This window comes from Collinsella sp. AF23-4AC (assembly GCF_003462685.1).
GTDB lineage: Bacteria > Actinomycetota > Coriobacteriia > Coriobacteriales > Coriobacteriaceae > Collinsella.
This window is the reverse complement of the sequence record NZ_QRVE01000001.1, coordinates 328,994-346,534: the sequence shown is the minus strand read 5'-3', so window position 1 is coordinate 346,534 and position 17,541 is coordinate 328,994. Positions and strand designations below refer to the sequence as shown.

The following is a 17,541-nucleotide window of genomic DNA, read 5'->3' as shown; positions in this document are numbered from 1 at the left end:
ACGGACTGTTTTAGCCTTTTGAGCGGCTTTTCAGTCCCTATTTCACCGCAACTCATGATTGGTGCAAGGTAACCTGTCCCCAATGCACCAAACAAGGAACGTCCCTAAGTGCCGCCTAAATACCGTTTATCGAAGAATAAATACCGCTCACCGGTCATAATGACTATTCTGGCTTTGCTGTTGCCTACAATAACCCCCGTAAAAAGAAATGCGGAAGGTTACCGAGTCCCTCGGACGTGGGCCTAACCAAAGTCTTTGAACGGGTGTGTCTCTATGGATGCATTCGCTTGATTTTGGTTGGGCTATATTTATGAAGGGACATGCCACCATGGGTTTCTTTTCTCGCCTGATGGGCGGTTCGGATGAGCAGAAGACTGCAACCTCCGAGTTCGAAATCCTCGCTCCCGTTTCCGGCGAGCTTGTTCATCTAGAAAATACCAATGACCCCGCTTTTAGCAGCCGTGCCGTGGGCGATGGCATTGCTGTGGTTCCCCAAGAGGGAACGGTGTGCGCTCCTGTTTCCGGCACCGTCGCGGCGTTGTTTCCGACTGAGCACGCGCTGGGCATCATGTCCGACGACAGCTCTGCTCAGGTGATGCTGCATATCGGAATCGACACTGTTAAACTTGAGGGCAAGGGCTTCCATGCGCTTGTTGCTCAGGGTGACCATGTCGATGCGGGCCAGCCCCTCGTCGAGGTCGATTTCGACGCGGTTCGCGCCGCTGGCTTCGACCCCACGGTCTTCGTTATCGTGTGCGAGCGTTCGGAGAACTCGACTCTTCGTGAGCATGCTTCCGGCCCTGTTGCTGTTAAAGAGCCTGTCGTCTGGCTTTCCGAGTAAATTCTTGTGGTGGGTACCGTGGTTATCAAGCGAGTTTTCAACAATAACGTCGCAATGGTCACTTCGGACGATGGCTCCGAGCTCATCGTCATCGGTCGAGGCCTCTGCTTTGGCCGCCATGCCGGCGACGCTATCGATGAGGCATCGGTCGAAAAGACCTATGCGCTGCAGGAGGGCACTTCTCAGGATTCGCGCACGATTGACCGCTTGGCACATCTTTTGGAGTCCATCCCCACCGTCAACCTCGTGATTGCCGAGGACATTGTTCAGATGCTCCGTCGAGAGCTCAATGTTGATATCAACGACAAGATTCTCATCGCTCTCGCAGACCATATCAGCCTCGCCCTCGAGCGCGAGCGCAAGGGCGTTCCCTGTGAGAATCCGTTGCTGCTCGAGATCCAGCAGTTCTATCGCAAGGAGTATGCGCTTGCGGGCCGTGCGCTGCAGATTATCAAGGAGTATATGGGCATCCAGATGAGCGAAGAAGAGCAGGGTTTTATTACGCTGCATATCGTCAACGCCACCATGCCGCAACGCTCCGACCGCCTCATCATCTCGGTCCAGCTTGTTCGCGACGTGCTCGCGATTGTTTCCGAGCGCTATGCTACGACCCTCGATGACACCTCGCTGCCTTACGAACGCTTTGTTCGTCACCTGCAGTTTTTCGCACAGCGAGCGCTCGATCCTGCGGCTGGGCAAATCAATGGCGACGCGCTGTTCCGAATCGATGAAACGGCGTATCCGTGCGCATTCTCGTGCGCGGACGCCATAGCCGCTCACTTGTCGTCTACCTATAACGTTGTCGTTACCGATGCCGAGAAGAGTTATCTCGCATATCACATTGTTAACCTGCTTGGAGAACCTGGTCTCTAGGCATAACGTGCCCACACATCGATCGATATAAGGCAAGGCTCACGGTCTTGCCCAGGGCACATCTGTCTTAATTTGCGGAAAAGGAAGGGGAGTACCGCTATGACCGCAAAAAAGAAGTTCAATTTCAAAGCGCCGTTGGAGGTGTTCGCGAAGTCGATCGTCCAGCCGATGATGTATCTCTCGGTTGCCGGCATCCTGCTCATCGTGGGCATCATTCTGACCAACAAGACCATCTGCGCTTTGGTCCCCGTACTGGGCTCCGGTCCGTTCCAGCTTGTGGGCGCCGTTGTCTATCAGTCGCTGATGTTTATCATCAACAACCTCTCGATTCTGTTCTGCGTGGGCATCGCCGGCGCCATGGCAAAGAAGAACAAGGGCCATGCTTCGCTGATCGCCCTGATGTCGTTCTTCCTGTTCCTGCAGGCTAACAACATCGTGCTCAACGCCACCGGCTCTCTTGCCGATGCGAGCGGCATGCTCGGCCTTACCGGAACCGGCCAGGCCACCGTTATGGGCATTCAGGTGCTCGATACCGGCGTGTTTGGCGGCATCATCCTCGGTTGCATCACCGGTGCCGTGTTCAACAAGTACTCGAACAAGCAGTTCCCCATTGCCCTTTCGATGTTCTCGGGCGTTCGCTTCCCGTTCCTGATCATGATTATCATTTCCTGGATCATGGGCGCTGGCTTCTGCATCGTTTGGCCTCCGGTTCAGGGTGCCATCTCCTCCGTCGCCGGCATCATTAAGGAGTCGGGCAACATCGGTCTGTTTATCTACGGCATGCTCAACAAGCTGCTCGTTCCCACCGGTCTGCACCACCTCATCTACACCCCGTTCCAGTTCTCCGATGTGGGCGGCACCCTTACGCTGGGTGATCAGGTTATCGCCGGCGCTTATCCCATCCGTGTTGCCGAGATGGCAATGACGGGCCAGCCCTTCTCCGATAGCACCTACTTCAACAGCTACACCTTCAACAACCTGTGGCCCTACATCGGTATCGGTCTCGCCTTTATCTTCACCGCTTACAAGGGGAACAAGGATAAGACCAAGGCCGTTATCATCCCGCTGATCATCACCGCCGTGCTCTCCTGTGTCACCGAGCCCATGGACTTCCTCTTTGTCTTTGCCGCTCCCGTGCTCTTTGTCGTTCACTCGGTTCTTTCCGGCATCTTCCTGGTCCTGCTCAAGGTCCTCTCCGTGCCCGCTTCGACTGCAGGCGGCATCATCAACATCGTGGTCTCCAACCTGGTCCTCGGTGTCGATAAGACCAACTGGCCGGTTATGCTGGTGCTTGGAGTCGTCAACGCCGCTCTGTACTTCTTCCTCTTTACCTTCCTTATTAAGAAGCTCAACCTTCACACCCCTGGTCGCGAGGAAGAGTCCGAGCTCGCCGAGTCCGTTGCCGAGGGCGAGGCCGCCGCGTCTGTCGCGGTGAAGCAGGGCGCCGTTGCCGCGGCTCCCGCAGAGGGCGTCGATGCGGGCATTGCCGACCTGGTCGCAGGTCTTGGCGGCAAGGACAACATCGAGGAGCTCGAGAACTGCTTTACGCGTCTCCGCGTGAACGTTAAGAACCCGGACCTCATCGATGAGAACCTCATTAACCACGTGCCCAACAGCGGCATCAACCGCAACGGCAACAATATCCAGATCATCTTTGGCATGAAGGTCGCCGAGATGCGTGACAAGGTCGAAAACGCAATTGAGAAGGAGCAGTAAACAATGATCATTACTCTGTGTGGTGGCGGATCCACCTTTACCCCCGGCATCGTCAAGTCCATCGCTCTGCGCAAGGACGAGCTCGACGTTGACGAGATTCGTCTGTACGACATCAACGAGGAGCGCCAGCGCAAGATCGGCGTGCTCGTGGACTGGATTTTGCACGAGGACCTTGGCCTGGACATCAAGCTCACGGTGACCACCGACAAGGAGACCGCCTTTACGGACGCGAGCTTCGTGTTTGCCCAGATGCGCGTGGGCGGCTATGCCATGCGCGAGCAGGACGAGAAGATTCCGCTGCGTCACGGCTGCGTGGGTCAGGAGACCTGCGGTTGCGGCGGCCTTGCCTACGGCATGCGCACCATCTTCCCTATGGTTGAGCTGATTGACGACGTTGAGAAGTACGCCAAGAAGGACTACTGGATTCTCAACTACTCCAACCCTGCCGCCATCGTCTCCGAGGGCTGCCGCGTGCTGCGTCCCAACGCTCGCATCATCAACATCTGCGACATGCCGATCGCGATCATCGACGTGGTTTGCGCCGCGCTCGATATCGACAAGAAGGATGTCGAGTACGATTACTTTGGCCTCAACCACTTTGGTTGGTTCACCTCGATCCGCCACAAGGGCGAGGAGGTGCTCCCGCAGCTGCGCGAGTACATCAAGGAGCACCAGATCCTGCTGCCCGACTCCTACCTCAAGGGCATGGGCTCGCTCATGGCAAAGAAGCCCGAGGAGGCCACTGACGAGCACCCCGAGCAGAATCGCCACACCAAGGGCAGCTGGTACTACGTCTGGAAGGGCGAGTACGAGATCATGGAGTGCTTCCCGGAGTACCTGCCCAACACGTATCTGAACTACTACCTGCAGCAGAAGGAGTTCGTCGAGCATTCCAACCCCGAGCGCACCCGTGCGAATGAGGTCGAGGAGACGCGCGAGAAGAACCTCTTCGACGGCATCGACCACTACGAGAAGACGGGCGAGATTGACGAGAGCACGTTCTATGCGGGCAGCCACGGCGACTGGATTGCCGATCTGGCTATCGCTCTGAAGAACGACACCAAGCAGCGCTTCCTGGTCATTTGCGAGAACAAGGGCGCTATCCCCAACATGCCCTACGACGCTATGGTCGAACTGCCTGCCTACATTGGCAAGAACGGCCCTGAGGTCATCAGCCGCGACAACATTCCTCTGTTCCAGCAGGGCCTCATGATGCAGCAGCTGAACTCCGAGAAGCTCGTGGTCGAGGCTACGATCGAGGGTTCGTACGAGAAGGCGCTCAAGGCCTTTACGCTCAACAAGACCGTGCCTTCGATGAAGGTTGCCAAGGAAGTTCTCGACGACATGATCGAGGCCAACAAGGGTTACTGGCCCGAGCTTAAGTAGAAGCAACAGGGTCGCTGGCCGCATACCTAGAGTAATGCCCCGTCCACGTGATTGCGTGGACGGGGCATTGTCATTTGGTAACGCGTTTTATCAAATATGGCATTTATCTGCGGTAATGTTCTATTTCACCGCTGAGGGTGACATTTCATGCCGCCTGCCGAACTGCGTTGAGACCTAACAACTTTTTAGGTCAGTGTTGTGCGTGTAGCAATTTCGCCCGGCCTCGCCTCCGGGCTGCCATGTGAGAGGGGATCTTATGGCTCGACTGCATGTAATGGAACGCAGCCACGCTCAGGCCGTCATGGACGACCTGCACGATGCGCTCGGACGCCGTCTGGCGGTGAGTTCGCTCGCCCCGTGTCCCGTTGAGTTTACGGCAGCGCTCGTCAACCTGTGTTCGACGCAGAGCTGCGGCAAGTGCACGCCCTGCCGCGTGGGCCTGAGCGCGCTGAGCGATCTGCTCGCCGATGTGCTCGAGGGCCGCGCCGACGAGTCCACGCTCAACTTGATTGAGCGCACGGCCCGCACCATCTATCTTTCGAGCGACTGCGCCATCGGTTACGAAGCCAGCGCCATGGCGCTCACGGCTATTCGTGGCTTCCGTGATGACTTTGAGCACCACATCCGTGAACATTCCTGCGGCTTTGATCGCGAGGCCCGCGTTCCGTGTGTCTCGGGCTGCCCGGCGCACGTCGACATTCCCGGTTACATTTCGCTCGTCGAGGCCGGCCGCTATGCTGATGCCGTCAAGGTCATCCGCAAGAACAACCCGCTGCCGCTCGTCTGCGGCCTGGTGTGCGAGCATCCCTGCGAGATGCACTGTCGCCGTGGCATGGTCGACGACCCCATGAACATCCTCGCCCTCAAGCGTTTTGCCGTTGAGCACAGTGACCTCAACGACCACAAGCCGCATGTAGTGGACAACACCGGCAAACGCATCGCCGTGATCGGCGGCGGCCCGGCCGGCCTTTCCTGCGCCTACTACCTGGCCGTGATGGGCCACAAGGTGACCATCTTTGAGCAGCGCCACCACCTGGGCGGCATGCTGCGCTATGGCATTTCCAGCTACCGTCTGCCGCGCGAGCGCCTGCAGGCCGAGATCGACTGGATCTTGAGCGCCGGTATCGACGTTGAGCTCGACCACTCCGTCAACGGCGAGGAGCTTGTCCGCCTGCGCGACGAGTTCGATGCCGTCTACCTGGCCATCGGTGCCCATAGCGACAAGAAGCTCGGCCTTCCGGGCGAAGAGGCGTCCGGCGTGGAGTCGGCCGTCAAGATGCTGCGTGCCATTGGAGACGACGAGCTGCCAGACCTGAGCGGCCAGCGCGTGTGCGTCATCGGCGGCGGCAACGTGGCCATGGACGTGGCGCGCTCTGCCGTGCGCTGCGGTGCCGAAAAGGTAAGCATCGTCTACCGCCGTCGCATCTGCGATATGACGGCTCAGGACGCCGAGATTGCCGGCGCCCAGGCCGAGGGCTGCGAGGTTCTGGAGCTGACGGCCCCACTCGGTATAGAGACGGGCGAGGACGGTCGCGTGAGCGGCCTGCGCGTGCAACCGCAGATTATCGGCGAGCCCCGCCGCGGGCGTCCGGCTCCGCGTGCCGCCGCCACGCCCGAGCGCGTCATCCCCTGTGAGCGCGTGTTTGTCGCCATTGGCCAGGACATCGACTCCAAGCCATTTGAGGACATGTGCATCGCCTGCAAGTGGGGTCGCGTCGTCACTGATTCGGACGGCGCCGTGCCCAGTTTCGATGGCCTCTTTAGCGGCGGCGACTGCCAGACCGGCCCCGCCACCGTCATCCGTGCCATCAACGCCGGCCGCGTGGCTTCGGCAAATATCGACCGCTATCTGGGCTTCGACCACAAGATTAAGCTCGAGGTCGAGCTGCCGACCGTCCAGTTTAAGGGCAAGCACGAGTGCGGCCGCTGCGAGCTGGGTGAGCGCGAGGCCGGCGAGCGTATTCACGATTGGAATCTGGTCGAGCAGGGTCTCACCGAGCAGGAGGCGCGCCAGGAGGCAAGCCGCTGCCTGCGTTGCGACCACTTTGGCTTTGGCGCGTTCCGCGGCGGGAGGAACCTGGAATGGTAGAGCCCAACAACCCCACTGTCAGCGACAACACCGAAAGCGGAGCACTCAATATGGTCAAGCTCACTATCGATAATTGCGAGGTCGTGGTACCCGAGCACACCACGATCCTGGACGCGGCCAAGTCCGTCGGTATCCAGATTCCCACCCTGTGCTACCTGCGCGATCTGAACGAGATCGGCGGCTGCCGCGTGTGCGTGGTCGAGGTTGAGGGCTGCGACCAGCTGGTTGCCGCCTGCAACAACTACGTGCTCGACGGCATGGTGGTCCGCACCAACAGCCCCAAGGCCCGCGAGGCGCGCCGCACCAACGTGCAGCTGCTGCTGTCCCAGCACGATTCGCAGTGCACGAGCTGCGTGCGCAGCGGCAACTGCAACCTGCAGACCATCGCCAACGACCTGGGCATTTTCTATCTGCCGTATCAAAGGCATTTGGCGGGCGAGGGCTGGGATTTCGATTTCCCCATCATCCGCGAAAACGACAAGTGCATTAAATGCATGCGCTGCATCAAGGTGTGCGAGAGCGTGCAGGGCCTAGGGATTTGGGACCTGACCAACCGCGCCACACATACCGCCGTGGGTACCCGCGGGCGTGCACCGATCGGCAAGACCGATTGCGTCGCGTGCGGCCAGTGCATCACGCATTGCCCGACGGGCGCGCTGCGCGAGCGCGACGACACCGAGACCGTGTTCGATGCTCTCGCCGATCCCGATAAGATCGTGCTGGTGCAGATAGCGCCGGCCGTGCGCACCGCCTGGGGTGAGGAGCTCGGTATTCCGCGCGAGGATGCCACCGTTGAGCGCCTGGCTTGCGCGCTGCGCCGCGTTGGCTTTGAGTACGTGTTCGACACCGATTTCTCGGCCGATCTCACCATTATGGAGGAGGGCTCCGAGCTGATCGAGCGCCTGGGTAAGGCCGCCAAGGGCGAAGGCGGCAGCCGCGGCTGGCCCATGTTTACGAGCTGCTGCCCGGGCTGGGTGCGCTTTGCGAAGGCGCGCTATCCGGAGTTTGTCGACAGCCTGTCCACGTCCAAGTCGCCGCAGCAGATGTTCGGCGCTATTGCCAAGACGTACTACGCCAAGGTGCTGGGCATTGAGCCCGAGCGCCTGTTTGTGGTGTCCGTTATGCCGTGCACGGCCAAGAAGGCCGAGTGCGCGCTGCCGAGCATGGTGGGCGAGGACGGCACGCCCGATGTGGACGTTGCGCTGACGGTGCGCGAGATGGTGCGCATGATCCGAGCGAGCCACGTGAGCGTGGACACGCTTACCGAGGAGCCGCTCGACACGCCGCTGGGCTTTGGCACGGGCGCGGGCGTGATCTTTGGCGCCACGGGCGGCGTGATGGAGGCCGCCGTGCGCTCGGCCTATTACCTGGTGACGGGCAAGAACCCCAACGCCGACTTCTTTACCGATGTGCGCGGCCTGGACGGCTGGAAGGAAGCTGTGGCCGATATCGATGGCACCAAGGTGCGCGTCGCCGTGGCACACGGGCTGGGCAACGCTGCCTGTCTGCTCGACGCGATTCGCGATGGCCGCGTGAGCTATGACTTTGTCGAGGTCATGGCATGCCCGGGCGGCTGCGTCGGTGGCGGCGGTCAGCCCATCCACGACGGCTGCGAGCTGGCAGCCGAGCGCGGTCAGGTGCTGTGGGGCCTGGATGCCGCTGCGGACATTCGCTTCTCGCACGAGAATCCCGATGTCCAGGCGTGCTACCGCGAGTTCCTGGGCGAGCCGCTCTCGCCGCTGGCCGAGGAGCTGCTGCATACCGATCATCACGCATGGACGATGCCTAACGAGGGGACGTGCTAGCGATGCGCGCTTTTGATGTTGAGATGTCGCGCCGGGGGTTTGCCTCGGTGCTCGCCGCGGGCGCCCTGTCGCTTGCGCTCGCGGGCTGTGGTGGCGGAGCTACCGGTGCCGGGTCCGCCGCGGGTTCGGCTGCCGGGTCTGCTGCGGGCGGTTCTGCTGTCGAGCCGGTTGAGGTGCACGTCGCGTCGCTCAAGGGTCCGACCTCGATTGGCCTGGTGCAGTTTATGGACCAGGCTGCCGACGGTGCCACGGACAACGAGTTCGACTTTGCGATCAACACTGCCGCCGACGAGATCGTGCCCAAGGTGATTCAGGGCGATGTCGACATTGCCCTGGTGCCCGCCAACGTGGCGAGCATGCTCTACAACAAGACCGAGGGTGCGGTGCAGGTCATCGACATCAACACGCTGGGCGTGCTGAACGTGTTGACGGGCGACGCGAGTGTGGCCTCGTTTGGCGATTTGGCGGGCCATACCGTCTATATGACGGGCAAGGGCACCACGCCGGAGTACGTCATGAACTACCTGCTGGAGCGCGCGGGCCTGACCGGCCAGGTGGCGCTTGAGTTTAAGAGCGAGCCCACCGAGGTGCTGTCGGCGCTGCTTGCCGACCCGTCCGCCGTGGGCGTGCTGCCGGAGCCGTTCAAGACCGCTGCCATCGCCAAGAGCGAGGGCAAACTGTCGGCACCGGTGAGCCTGACCGGTGTGTGGGACGAGCTGGCGGGCGACACGGGCTCCCGTTTGCTGACGGGCGTGACCGTGGTGCGCCGTGCCTTTGCCGAGGAACATCCCGAGGCCGTGGCGGAGTTCTTGAGCTGCCATGCGGCGAGCGTTAAGGCCGTCAACGCGGCGCCGGCGGACTGGGCTCAGGCCGTGGTCGATGCGGGCATCGTGGATAACGCCACGATTGCCGAAAAGGCGATTCCCGGGTGCATGCTCGTGTGCCAGACGGGGAAGAATATGAAGGCGGCGCTCGGTGGGTACCTGCAGGTGCTGGCCGATGCGGACGCGAGCGCCGTGGGCGGCAAGCTCCCGGCCGATGATTTCTACTACGTGGAGTAGCCCGTGCGTGCGTTTGCTCGACAAATGACAGAGCGTATGAAGGCGGTGACGGCAGCAGGTGCCGTTGCCGCCTTTTGGCTTGCCGTGTGGGTGCTGGTGGCGGCGCTGGTGGCGCAGCCGTTGATTTTGCCGGGGCCGGCCGCTGTCGTGGTGGCGTTGCTGCGCCTGGTGTGCGATGGCGGTACCTGGGCGATTTTGGCGGGCTCGGGCACGCGGATACTGGGCGGGCTGGCGCTTGCCGCGGTGTGCGGTGGTTTGCTGGCCGGAATTTCGTCGCGCTCGCGGGCGTTTGCCCGCTTGGTGGCTCCGGCGCTTTCGTTTGTTAAGGCGACGCCGGTTGCCTGCGTGGTGGTCCTGCTGCTCATTTGGTTGGGGTCGGCGCGCGTGAGCATCGCCGCGGTCTTATTGATGGCGCTGCCGGGCGTATATTTCTCGCTGGTCGAGGGCTTGGCACAAGTGGATAAGCCGCTGGAGCAGATGTTTCGCCTGCATGGCGTGCGGAGCTGGCGACTGCTCTTCGCCCACACCTGGCGCGAAGTCCTGCCGTTTGTGCTTTCGTGCGCCCGCGCCGTGATCGGCATGAGCTGGAAGGCCGGCGTGGCGGCGGAGCTGATCGGCATGGCGACGGACACCGTGGGTGAGCGCATCTATCAGGCAAAGCTTTTGATTGAGACGGCTGATCTGCTGGCGTGGACCGTGTTGGTCGTGGCGGCATCGTGGGCATGCGAGCGCGTGCTGGTGTGGCTGCTGCGGGCTTCGGGGCCTGCGGCGTGGCGTGCGGCGGTGCGGTCGCATGGGCATGGATTGCGCGGCCGTGCGGGGGCTGCGAGCGATGGCGCTGCGGCGGAGCTTGCGCTTGCCGTGGGCGATCGCGCGCCCTGGGCGCCGGCGCTCGACGGGCTGGTGCTCAACGTGCCCGCGGGTGGGCGTATCTGTGTGATGGGCGCCTCGGGTGTGGGCAAGTCGACGCTCCTTGCCCTTGCGGCGGGGGAGTGCGCGCCGTGCTCCATGGTGTTTCAGGATGTGCGCCTGGTCGAGGATGCTTCTGCCCTGGATAACGTGCTGGTGTGCGCCGACGCGCGCGTGAGTGCTTCGAGCGCTGCGGCCTTGCTGCGCCGGTTGGTGCCGGGAATCGACGTGCATGCGCGCGTGGCCGAGCTTTCGGGTGGACAGCGCCGTCGTGTCGAGATCGCCCGCGCCCTGCTGTGTGGCGGCTGTGCCGTCATTTTGGATGAGCCCTTTACCGGCCTGGACACCTTTGCGCGCGATGCGACGGCCGAGGTCATGCTCGACCTTCTCAATGGCCGCATGCTGTTGCTTGCCACGCACGATGTCGCCGACGCTCAGGCCCTCAATATCTCGGACATCATCACGCTCTAAATACCTACTCAGCAACAAAATAATCCGTTTTTCTCCGTCCCCATGGGACGGGTGTGGTATTCTATCTGCGGGGTAATACTTAGGAATACCAAGTAATACCAACGCCGCAGAAACAAACTCCGGATGCGGGCCAATCGGGTTGCCTTCACAGCCCGTCGCCCAGCCGCGTGGCCCGCATCTATCCGCACTACCGTCGTTTCAAAAAGGAAGCGCCATGGCAGAACACATGACCCCGGTAGTCGCGAAGGTCTTGCCCGAGGAAAAGGCGGCCTTCGCGGCGGCAACCCAACTTGTGGGCACCACGCCGTCCAACGCCATCCGCATGTTCATCGCCGCGTTCAATCGCTGCGGCACCTTCCCGTTCGACATCTCGCCCAACGGGGCTTTTGGCACTGCGCCCGATTCTCATCAACAATGACTGTCCCAAACTGCCGGCACTTGGGGACGTTCTTTTTCTGCCGGCAGTTAAGGAACGTCCCTAAGTGCCGGGTTTTGAGGAGGTTGGCATGCTCAATGCGCTGGTTTGGGCGCTTGCCTGTTTTGGTGTTGTTGCTGCCGATATTGCCCTGAGCATTGTTTTGTTCTCCGCGCTGGACATCGTGTCGGCACTGACGGGTTTCCCGATCGACAATCTCGATATTCAATGGTTTCAGGCCGCCGCTCAGACGGCGTCGTTTTTGATGGCGCTGCTGTGGTGGCGCTATCTGTGGCCCCGCTCCTTCATGGCGCGCCGGCAAGGTGAACGCCCGCTCGGCGGGGGAGCAAATGCTGCATGGAAGCGCATCGCATGCGTTGTCGTGATCGGCCTATCCATGCAGGTGGTCATTAGCTACCTATGCGACGGCGTGCTGTCGCTGCTGCCCGAGGTTGCGGCGGACTATAGCGAGCTCGTCGAGGAAACAGGCTTGGGCGATACCAACCTTCTTGCCGTCCTGACCACGGTGCTCGGCGCTCCGTTTTGCGAGGAGTTGCTGGTGCGCGGCATTGTTTTTGAGTTTTCGCTACGAGCGTTTAATCCGCAGTGCCGCCCGCTTTGGAAGCGCAGGCGTCGTGCGAGCGCGCAGGACGGCGCCATGGTGCCCTGGGCGGCACCAAGCACGTGGGGTATCGCCGCGGCGATTGTGCTGCAGGCGGCAATCTTCGGTTTTATGCACATGAACTGGGTGCAGGGCTGCTATGCGGGTGCCGCCGGCCTCATCTTTGGCTGGGTGCTCGTGACCACCGGAAAGCTCCGCTACACGATCCTGCTGCACTTTGCCTTTAACGCCGGGTCGTACCTGATGGGTCTGTTGTGGTTTGTGAACACACCGCTCGACGTGGTAATCACGGTCGCTATCGCCGGCGTCATCCTCGTTGAGGCTATGCGCTCGCTGCGCCACGCGTGTGGGATGGGCGCAGCGAGCGCGCCGCTGCCCTAGTTGCGGCGCCCGCCGCCGTTGGCGCCCTGACGCCCCTGAGCTGCGCGGTTGCGGCCTGCGGTGTTTTGCGCGCGCGACATGCCGCCGTGCCCCTTGCTGCCCTTGGGTCCCTTGCCGGCGGCGCCACCGTGCGGCTTGCCGCCCTTCTTGCCGGTGCCGTGTCCGCCGCCAGCAGACGTCTCGCCCGGGCGTGGCGGCACGGGACGAATCAGGCAATGCTTGGTGTAGCCGATCAGATCGCGGCGGCCGGCTTTTTCCAGCGCCTCGCGCACGAGCTTGTAGTTCTCGGGTTTGCGGTACTGAATGAGCGCGCGCTGCATGGCCTTCTCGTGCGGGTCGCGCGCTACATAGATCGGCTCCATGGTGCGCGGGTCCACGCCGGTGTAGTACATGCACGTCGACATGGTGGACGGCGTGGGGTAGAAGTCCTGCACCTGCTCGGGCATGTAGCCCATGTCTCGCACGGCCTCGGCAAGGTCCACGGCTTCCTTCATGGTTGAACCGGGGTGGCTCGAGATCAGGTACGGCACCACGTACTGCTTGAGGCCGTATTCGCGGTTCAGGCGTTCAAATTTACGGCAGAATGCGTCGTAGACGGCGCGACTCGGCTTGCCCATCACGGACAGCACCGCGTCGCTCACGTGCTCGGGCGCTACGCGCAGCTGGCCCGAGACATGGTACTCCAACAGCTCGCGTAAAAACTCGTCCGAGGCGTCGGCCATGGTGTAGTCAAAGCGGATGCCGCTGCGCACGAAGACCTTCTTGACGCCCGGCAGCTGACGCAGGTCGCGCAGCAGCTGTGTGTAGCCGCTCTCGTCGACCACCATGTTCTTGCATACGCTCGGCCACAGGCAGCGCTTGTTCTTGCACACGCCGTGCTTGAGCTGCTTGTCACAGGCAGGACGGCTAAAGTTTGCCGTCGGTCCGCCCACGTCGTTGATGTAGCCCTTAAACTCGGGATCGTGCGTGAGCAGCTCGGCCTCGCGCATGATCGAATCGTGGCTGCGCATCTGCAGCACGCGGCCCTGGTGGAAGGTGAGGGCGCAAAACGAGCACTCGCCAAAACAGCCGCGGTTGGAGCTAATGGAAAACTTGATCTCGGCAAAGGCCGGCACGCCGCCCGCCGCGTCGTAGTCGGGATGCCAATCGCGTGCATAGGGGAGCTCGGCCACCTCGTCCATCTCGTCGGTGGTGAGCGTCGCCGACGGCGGGTTTTGCACCACATAGACGCTGTTGGGGTAGGGCTCTACCAGGCGATGCCCGGTGATGGGGTCCATATTCTGCTGCTGCACGTTAAAGCTGCGCGCGTAGTTGAGCTTGTCGGCGGCAAGGTCGTCCCAACTGGGCAGCAAGTCGTAGTCGTAGACCTCGTCGAGCGAACCCGTGCGGTAGACGGTACCGTTGACGTAGGTGATCTGATCGACAGGCAGTCCGGCATCGAGCGCGTCGGCGATCTCGACGATCGCATGCTCGCCCATGCCGTAGATGAGGATGTCGGCGCCCGAGTCGAGCAGTACCGAGCGCTTGAGCTTGTCCTGCCAGTAGTCGTAGTGGGCCAGGCGGCGCAGGCTTGCCTCGATGCCGCCGATGATGATGGGGGCGTCCTTGAACGTCTGGCGGATGAGGTTGCCGTAGACCGTGACGGCTCGGTTGGGACGGCGCCCCTCCTCGCCGCCGGGCGTGTAAGCGTCGGTGTGGCGGCGGTGCTTGGTCACCGAATAGTGGTTGACCATGGAGTCCATGTTGCCGGCGCTGACGAGAAAGCCCAGACGTGGCTCGCCGAGCACGGTGATGCTGGCGGGGTCGGTCCAGTCGGGCTGGCAGATGATGCCCACCTTGTAGCCGTGCGCGTCGAGGACGCGGCTGATGATGGCCATGCCAAAGCTGGGATGGTCCACGTAGGCGTCGCCGCAGATGTAGACAAAGTCGCACTGGTCCCAGCCGCGCGCATCCATGTCGGCGCGGCTGACGGGGAGGAACTTATCGCGGCCCGGGCGCCAGGGGCGGGCGGGCGCTGCTGGGGCATGCGCGGGGCGCGAGCCCTGGGCCTTGCCGCCGCGCTTTTGCTGCTGGCCCTGTTTGCCCTGCTGACTGCGCTGGTTGTTCTGAGCGTGCTGAGGCTTTTTTGCCACGATCCCTCCCGGTGTTTGTATGCTGCACGTAATTGTAACCAGTCTTTTTGGGACGGGGCTAAAAAGACTGGTGGAGTACATGAGCTGGCGAGTGAGAGCGTCGCTGAGCCAGTCGTTTGTTTCCAGACTGTGTATCCCCGTGTCGAAGGGGTCGTCTCGCGAGCACGCCATGTTGTCAATGGGTTACAGTATGAACGGCGGCTATGTTTCCGCCAACGCACGAGAGAGTCGTCAACAAGGAGGATGCACGACGATGCAGCGTGCCAAACAGATATCGGAGTCTATTGAGCTGGGCATCATCTTGGCGCTCGCCGGTGGCTTTATGGACGTGTATTCGTACATTGGGCGCGACCATGTTTTCGCCAACGCACAGACGGGCAACATCCTGCTTGTGGGCGTGAGCATCTCGGAGGGCAACTGGGCACTTGCGGGGCGCTACTTCTTCCCTGTGGTGTCGTTTGCCGTGGGTATTATGCTTGCCGATCTGGTACACGAGCGGTTTGGCAGCGTGATCCACTGGCGTCAGGTGACGGTGTTCTTTGAAGCCGTCATCTTGCTGGGCGTGAGCTTTATCCCGGGCGGCAATTTCAACCTGCTTGCCAACTGCCTCACCTCGTTTGCCTGCGGCATGCAGGTCGAGAGCTTCCGCAAGATCCACGGTCACGGCATCGCTACGACCATGTGCATCGGCAACTTGCGCAACGCGCTGCAAAACGTGGACGATTACATCATCACCCACAGGCGCGGCTTTTTGGAAAACGGCCTGCTGTACTTTGGCGTGATCTTTACCTTTGTGTTTGGCGCTGTGTTGGGCAACTGGTGTATTGAGCGCATGGGCCTGCACGCCATCGTCGTGGCGAGCTTGCTGCTGTTTGTCGCGTTTGCCATCATGTTCATCGACCGCGAGCGCGACTTGCGTTTTCGCTGGAAGGTTGCGGCCGAGGCTTGGAAAGAGGGCTGTCGAAAGTAGAGGAATGCGGCAGAGGGGTTGTCCCTTTGCCGCAGTATTTTTCATCTCCTGTTGAAACGCTTTAACAATTTTGACGTTCTCACGTGTTTTTTGTTTCAAAAGCGTTAGGATGGGACTCATAGCGTGGGGCGTAATGGGTGCCCCGCACACGATGGGAGGCTATCAATGGCTAATCGTTTCGTTCTCAATACCATCTCTTATCATGGTTCCGGCGCCATCAAGGAGATCCCCGGCGAGCTCCAGCGTCGCGGCTACAAGAAGATCTTCGTCTGCTCCGACCCCGACCTGGTCAAGTTTGGCGTTACCGCTAAGGTGACCGACGAGCTCGACGCCGCTGGCATCGCTTGGAGCCTCTACTCCGAGATTAAGCCCAATCCCACTATCCAGAACGTCAAGGACGGCGTCGAGGCCTTCAAGGCCGCCGAGGCTGACGCTATCGTGACCATCGGTGGCGGTTCCTCCATGGATACCGCCAAGGCCATCGGCATCATCATCAACAACCCCGAGTTCGCCGATGTCCGCAGCCTCGAGGGCGTTGCTCCCACTAAGAACCACGCCGTGTTTACCATCGCTGTGCCGACGACCGCCGGTACCGCTGCCGAGGTGACCATCAACTACGTCATCACCGACCCCGAGAAGGTCCGCAAGTTCGTGTGCGTCGACACCAACGACGCCCCCGAGGTCGCCGTCGTCGACCCCGACATGATGGCTTCCATGCCCGCCGGCCTGACCGCTTCCACCGGCATGGACGCTCTGACCCACGCCATCGAGGGCTACACCACCAAGGGCGCTTGGGAGCTCTCCGACATGTTCCACTTTGAGGCTATTAAGCTGATCAGCGAAAACCTGCGCGACTCCGTCGCCGAGGCCAAGTCCGGCCAGCCCGGCTCCGGCCGCGAGGGCATGGCTCTTGGCCAGTATGTCGCCGGCATGGGCTTCTCCAACGTTGGCCTGGGCATCGACCACGCCATGGCTCACACCCTGTCCGCTCACTACGACACCCCGCACGGCGTCGCTTGCGCCATGCTGCTGCCGATCGCCATGGAGTTCAACAAGCCGGTTTGCGCCGAGCGCCTGGCCAAGGTTGCCGTTGCCATGGGCGTTGACACCACGGGTATGAGCACCGACGAGGCTGCCGACGCCGCTATCGCCGCCGTCAAGCAGCTTTCCGCCGACGTGAACATCCCGCACGTCTGCGAGGCCATGAAGGCTGACGAGATCGAGGTCCTGGCCAAGGACGCTATGGCTGACGCTTGCTTCCCGGGTAACCCGCGTGAGGCGACGCTCGACGACGTCATCGAACTCTTCAAGAAGATCTGCCCGGCTGCCTAACTTGGTTCGGCGGGCCCCTGCCCGTTAGCCCCACAATCGTCCTCGGACATGTCGGAAGCCCCCGCTGCGCACTTCGTGCGGCGGGGGCTTTTGTTCCGCGCCGATGCTCCGATATGGGCAAAACCAAGGCATGCTGCCCGCTGCGGATAGGTGGTGCACTTCCCAGCGTGCATTTTTGGGAGTATTCAGCAAGCTCTGAAAAATGCATAACGTTGTGAATGGGCCGTAGTGGCCCGCGGCGCCCATCGACAGTCCTTGTGGGCGGGCTATCGATGGGCGGAGATGGCTGTCGCCGCGTTTTTGGTTTGCGCCGGCCTGCAACACTGCTGTAACCACGTCGTTATGTCGGTTGTGATGGGGCCGTTGGGGCCCACGGTGCTGAATACTCCGTTTTTTGCACGGTCTAAGGTGGGGTACCCTGAGACGAAGCAAAAAGATGCCTCATTTCTATGCAGATACCGATAGGATTTATGCAAGATTGGGATTGTAAACCGTGCGCGTGCAGAAAACCGGTGCGGGGACGTCTGGAGGCGGTTCG

At 61.5% G+C, this 17,541-nt stretch carries 13 protein-coding genes; 12 read left to right on the top strand and 1 reads right to left on the bottom strand.

The window, feature by feature from the left end:
* Positions 1 to 328 precede the first annotated feature (328 nt).
* The 10 genes from DWY05_RS01495 (at position 329) to DWY05_RS01450 (ending at position 12,569) form a co-directional block, all read left to right on the top strand.
* Positions 329 to 841 carry a PTS glucose transporter subunit IIA gene (locus tag DWY05_RS01495; protein ID WP_158558672.1) on the top strand — a complete coding sequence of 171 codons (513 nt, stop codon included), beginning with the start codon at positions 329 to 331 and terminating at the stop codon, positions 839 to 841.
* Between the two features lie 18 nt (positions 842 to 859).
* On the top strand, positions 860 to 1,714 hold the full coding sequence (locus DWY05_RS01490) for a PRD domain-containing protein (RefSeq protein ID WP_117820521.1): 855 nt from the start codon (positions 860 to 862) through the stop codon (positions 1,712 to 1,714).
* A gap of 99 nt (positions 1,715 to 1,813) precedes the next feature.
* Positions 1,814 to 3,430: a PTS transporter subunit EIIC gene (locus DWY05_RS01485; RefSeq protein WP_117820434.1), complete on the top strand. Its 1,617-nt coding sequence runs from the start codon at positions 1,814 to 1,816 to the stop codon at positions 3,428 to 3,430.
* A gap of 3 nt (positions 3,431 to 3,433) precedes the next feature.
* A complete protein-coding gene (locus DWY05_RS01480; protein ID WP_055252559.1) occupies positions 3,434 to 4,816 on the top strand; it encodes a 6-phospho-alpha-glucosidase in 1,383 nt (460 codons plus the stop codon).
* Between the two features lie 256 nt (positions 4,817 to 5,072).
* Positions 5,073 to 6,905 carry an NAD(P)-binding protein gene (locus tag DWY05_RS01475; protein ID WP_117820435.1) on the top strand — a complete coding sequence of 611 codons (1,833 nt, stop codon included), beginning with the start codon at positions 5,073 to 5,075 and terminating at the stop codon, positions 6,903 to 6,905.
* 50 nt (positions 6,906 to 6,955) lie between these two features.
* Positions 6,956 to 8,710, top strand: coding sequence for an NADH-dependent [FeFe] hydrogenase, group A6 (locus DWY05_RS01470; RefSeq protein WP_117820522.1), 1,755 nt, complete (start codon positions 6,956 to 6,958; stop codon positions 8,708 to 8,710).
* A gap of 2 nt (positions 8,711 to 8,712) precedes the next feature.
* Positions 8,713 to 9,771, top strand: coding sequence for an ABC transporter substrate-binding protein (locus DWY05_RS01465; RefSeq protein ID WP_117820436.1), 1,059 nt, complete (start codon positions 8,713 to 8,715; stop codon positions 9,769 to 9,771).
* A 36-nt stretch (positions 9,772 to 9,807) separates the two neighbouring features.
* Positions 9,808 to 11,151 carry an ATP-binding cassette domain-containing protein gene (locus DWY05_RS01460; protein ID WP_158558673.1) on the top strand — a complete coding sequence of 448 codons (1,344 nt, stop codon included), beginning with the start codon at positions 9,808 to 9,810 and terminating at the stop codon, positions 11,149 to 11,151.
* A 214-nt stretch (positions 11,152 to 11,365) separates the two neighbouring features.
* Entirely contained in the window at positions 11,366 to 11,569 is a 204-nt protein-coding gene (locus DWY05_RS01455; RefSeq protein WP_117734431.1) for a hypothetical protein, read from the top strand.
* A gap of 88 nt (positions 11,570 to 11,657) precedes the next feature.
* The gene (locus tag DWY05_RS01450; RefSeq protein WP_117843050.1) at positions 11,658 to 12,569 is read left to right on the top strand and encodes a CPBP family intramembrane glutamic endopeptidase; all 912 of its coding nucleotides are present in this window, start codon (positions 11,658 to 11,660) and stop codon (positions 12,567 to 12,569) included.
* Here the strand turns inward: DWY05_RS01450 and DWY05_RS01445 are convergent.
* Positions 12,566 to 14,701 (bottom strand): YgiQ family radical SAM protein, encoded by a 2,136-nt coding sequence (locus DWY05_RS01445; protein ID WP_233503972.1) that lies wholly within the window; start codon positions 14,699 to 14,701, stop codon positions 12,566 to 12,568. The genes DWY05_RS01450 and DWY05_RS01445 overlap by 4 nt on opposite strands.
* Positions 14,702 to 14,954: 253 nt before the next feature.
* On the opposite strand from DWY05_RS01445, the gene DWY05_RS01440 reads away from it, so the two are divergent.
* Positions 14,955 to 15,671, top strand: coding sequence for a YoaK family protein (locus DWY05_RS01440; RefSeq protein ID WP_117820440.1), 717 nt, complete (start codon positions 14,955 to 14,957; stop codon positions 15,669 to 15,671).
* A 165-nt stretch (positions 15,672 to 15,836) separates the two neighbouring features.
* Entirely contained in the window at positions 15,837 to 17,003 is a 1,167-nt protein-coding gene (gene fucO / locus DWY05_RS01435; RefSeq protein WP_022094861.1) for a lactaldehyde reductase, read from the top strand.
* Positions 17,004 to 17,541: the final 538 nt, after the last annotated feature.

Coding starts and splice junctions, on each gene's coding strand:
- DWY05_RS01495 (WP_158558672.1), top strand. CDS start 329: ATGGGTTTCTTTTCTCGCCTGATGGGCGGTTCGGATGAGCAGAAGACT.
- DWY05_RS01485 (WP_117820434.1), top strand. CDS start 1,814: ATGACCGCAAAAAAGAAGTTCAATTTCAAAGCGCCGTTGGAGGTGTTC.
- DWY05_RS01480 (WP_055252559.1), top strand. CDS start 3,434: ATGATCATTACTCTGTGTGGTGGCGGATCCACCTTTACCCCCGGCATC.
- DWY05_RS01475 (WP_117820435.1), top strand. CDS start 5,073: ATGGCTCGACTGCATGTAATGGAACGCAGCCACGCTCAGGCCGTCATG.
- DWY05_RS01470 (WP_117820522.1), top strand. CDS start 6,956: ATGGTCAAGCTCACTATCGATAATTGCGAGGTCGTGGTACCCGAGCAC.
- DWY05_RS01465 (WP_117820436.1), top strand. CDS start 8,713: ATGCGCGCTTTTGATGTTGAGATGTCGCGCCGGGGGTTTGCCTCGGTG.
- DWY05_RS01460 (WP_158558673.1), top strand. CDS start 9,808: ATGAAGGCGGTGACGGCAGCAGGTGCCGTTGCCGCCTTTTGGCTTGCC.
- DWY05_RS01455 (WP_117734431.1), top strand. CDS start 11,366: ATGGCAGAACACATGACCCCGGTAGTCGCGAAGGTCTTGCCCGAGGAA.
- DWY05_RS01450 (WP_117843050.1), top strand. CDS start 11,658: ATGCTCAATGCGCTGGTTTGGGCGCTTGCCTGTTTTGGTGTTGTTGCT.
- DWY05_RS01440 (WP_117820440.1), top strand. CDS start 14,955: ATGCAGCGTGCCAAACAGATATCGGAGTCTATTGAGCTGGGCATCATC.
- fucO (WP_022094861.1), top strand. CDS start 15,837: ATGGCTAATCGTTTCGTTCTCAATACCATCTCTTATCATGGTTCCGGC.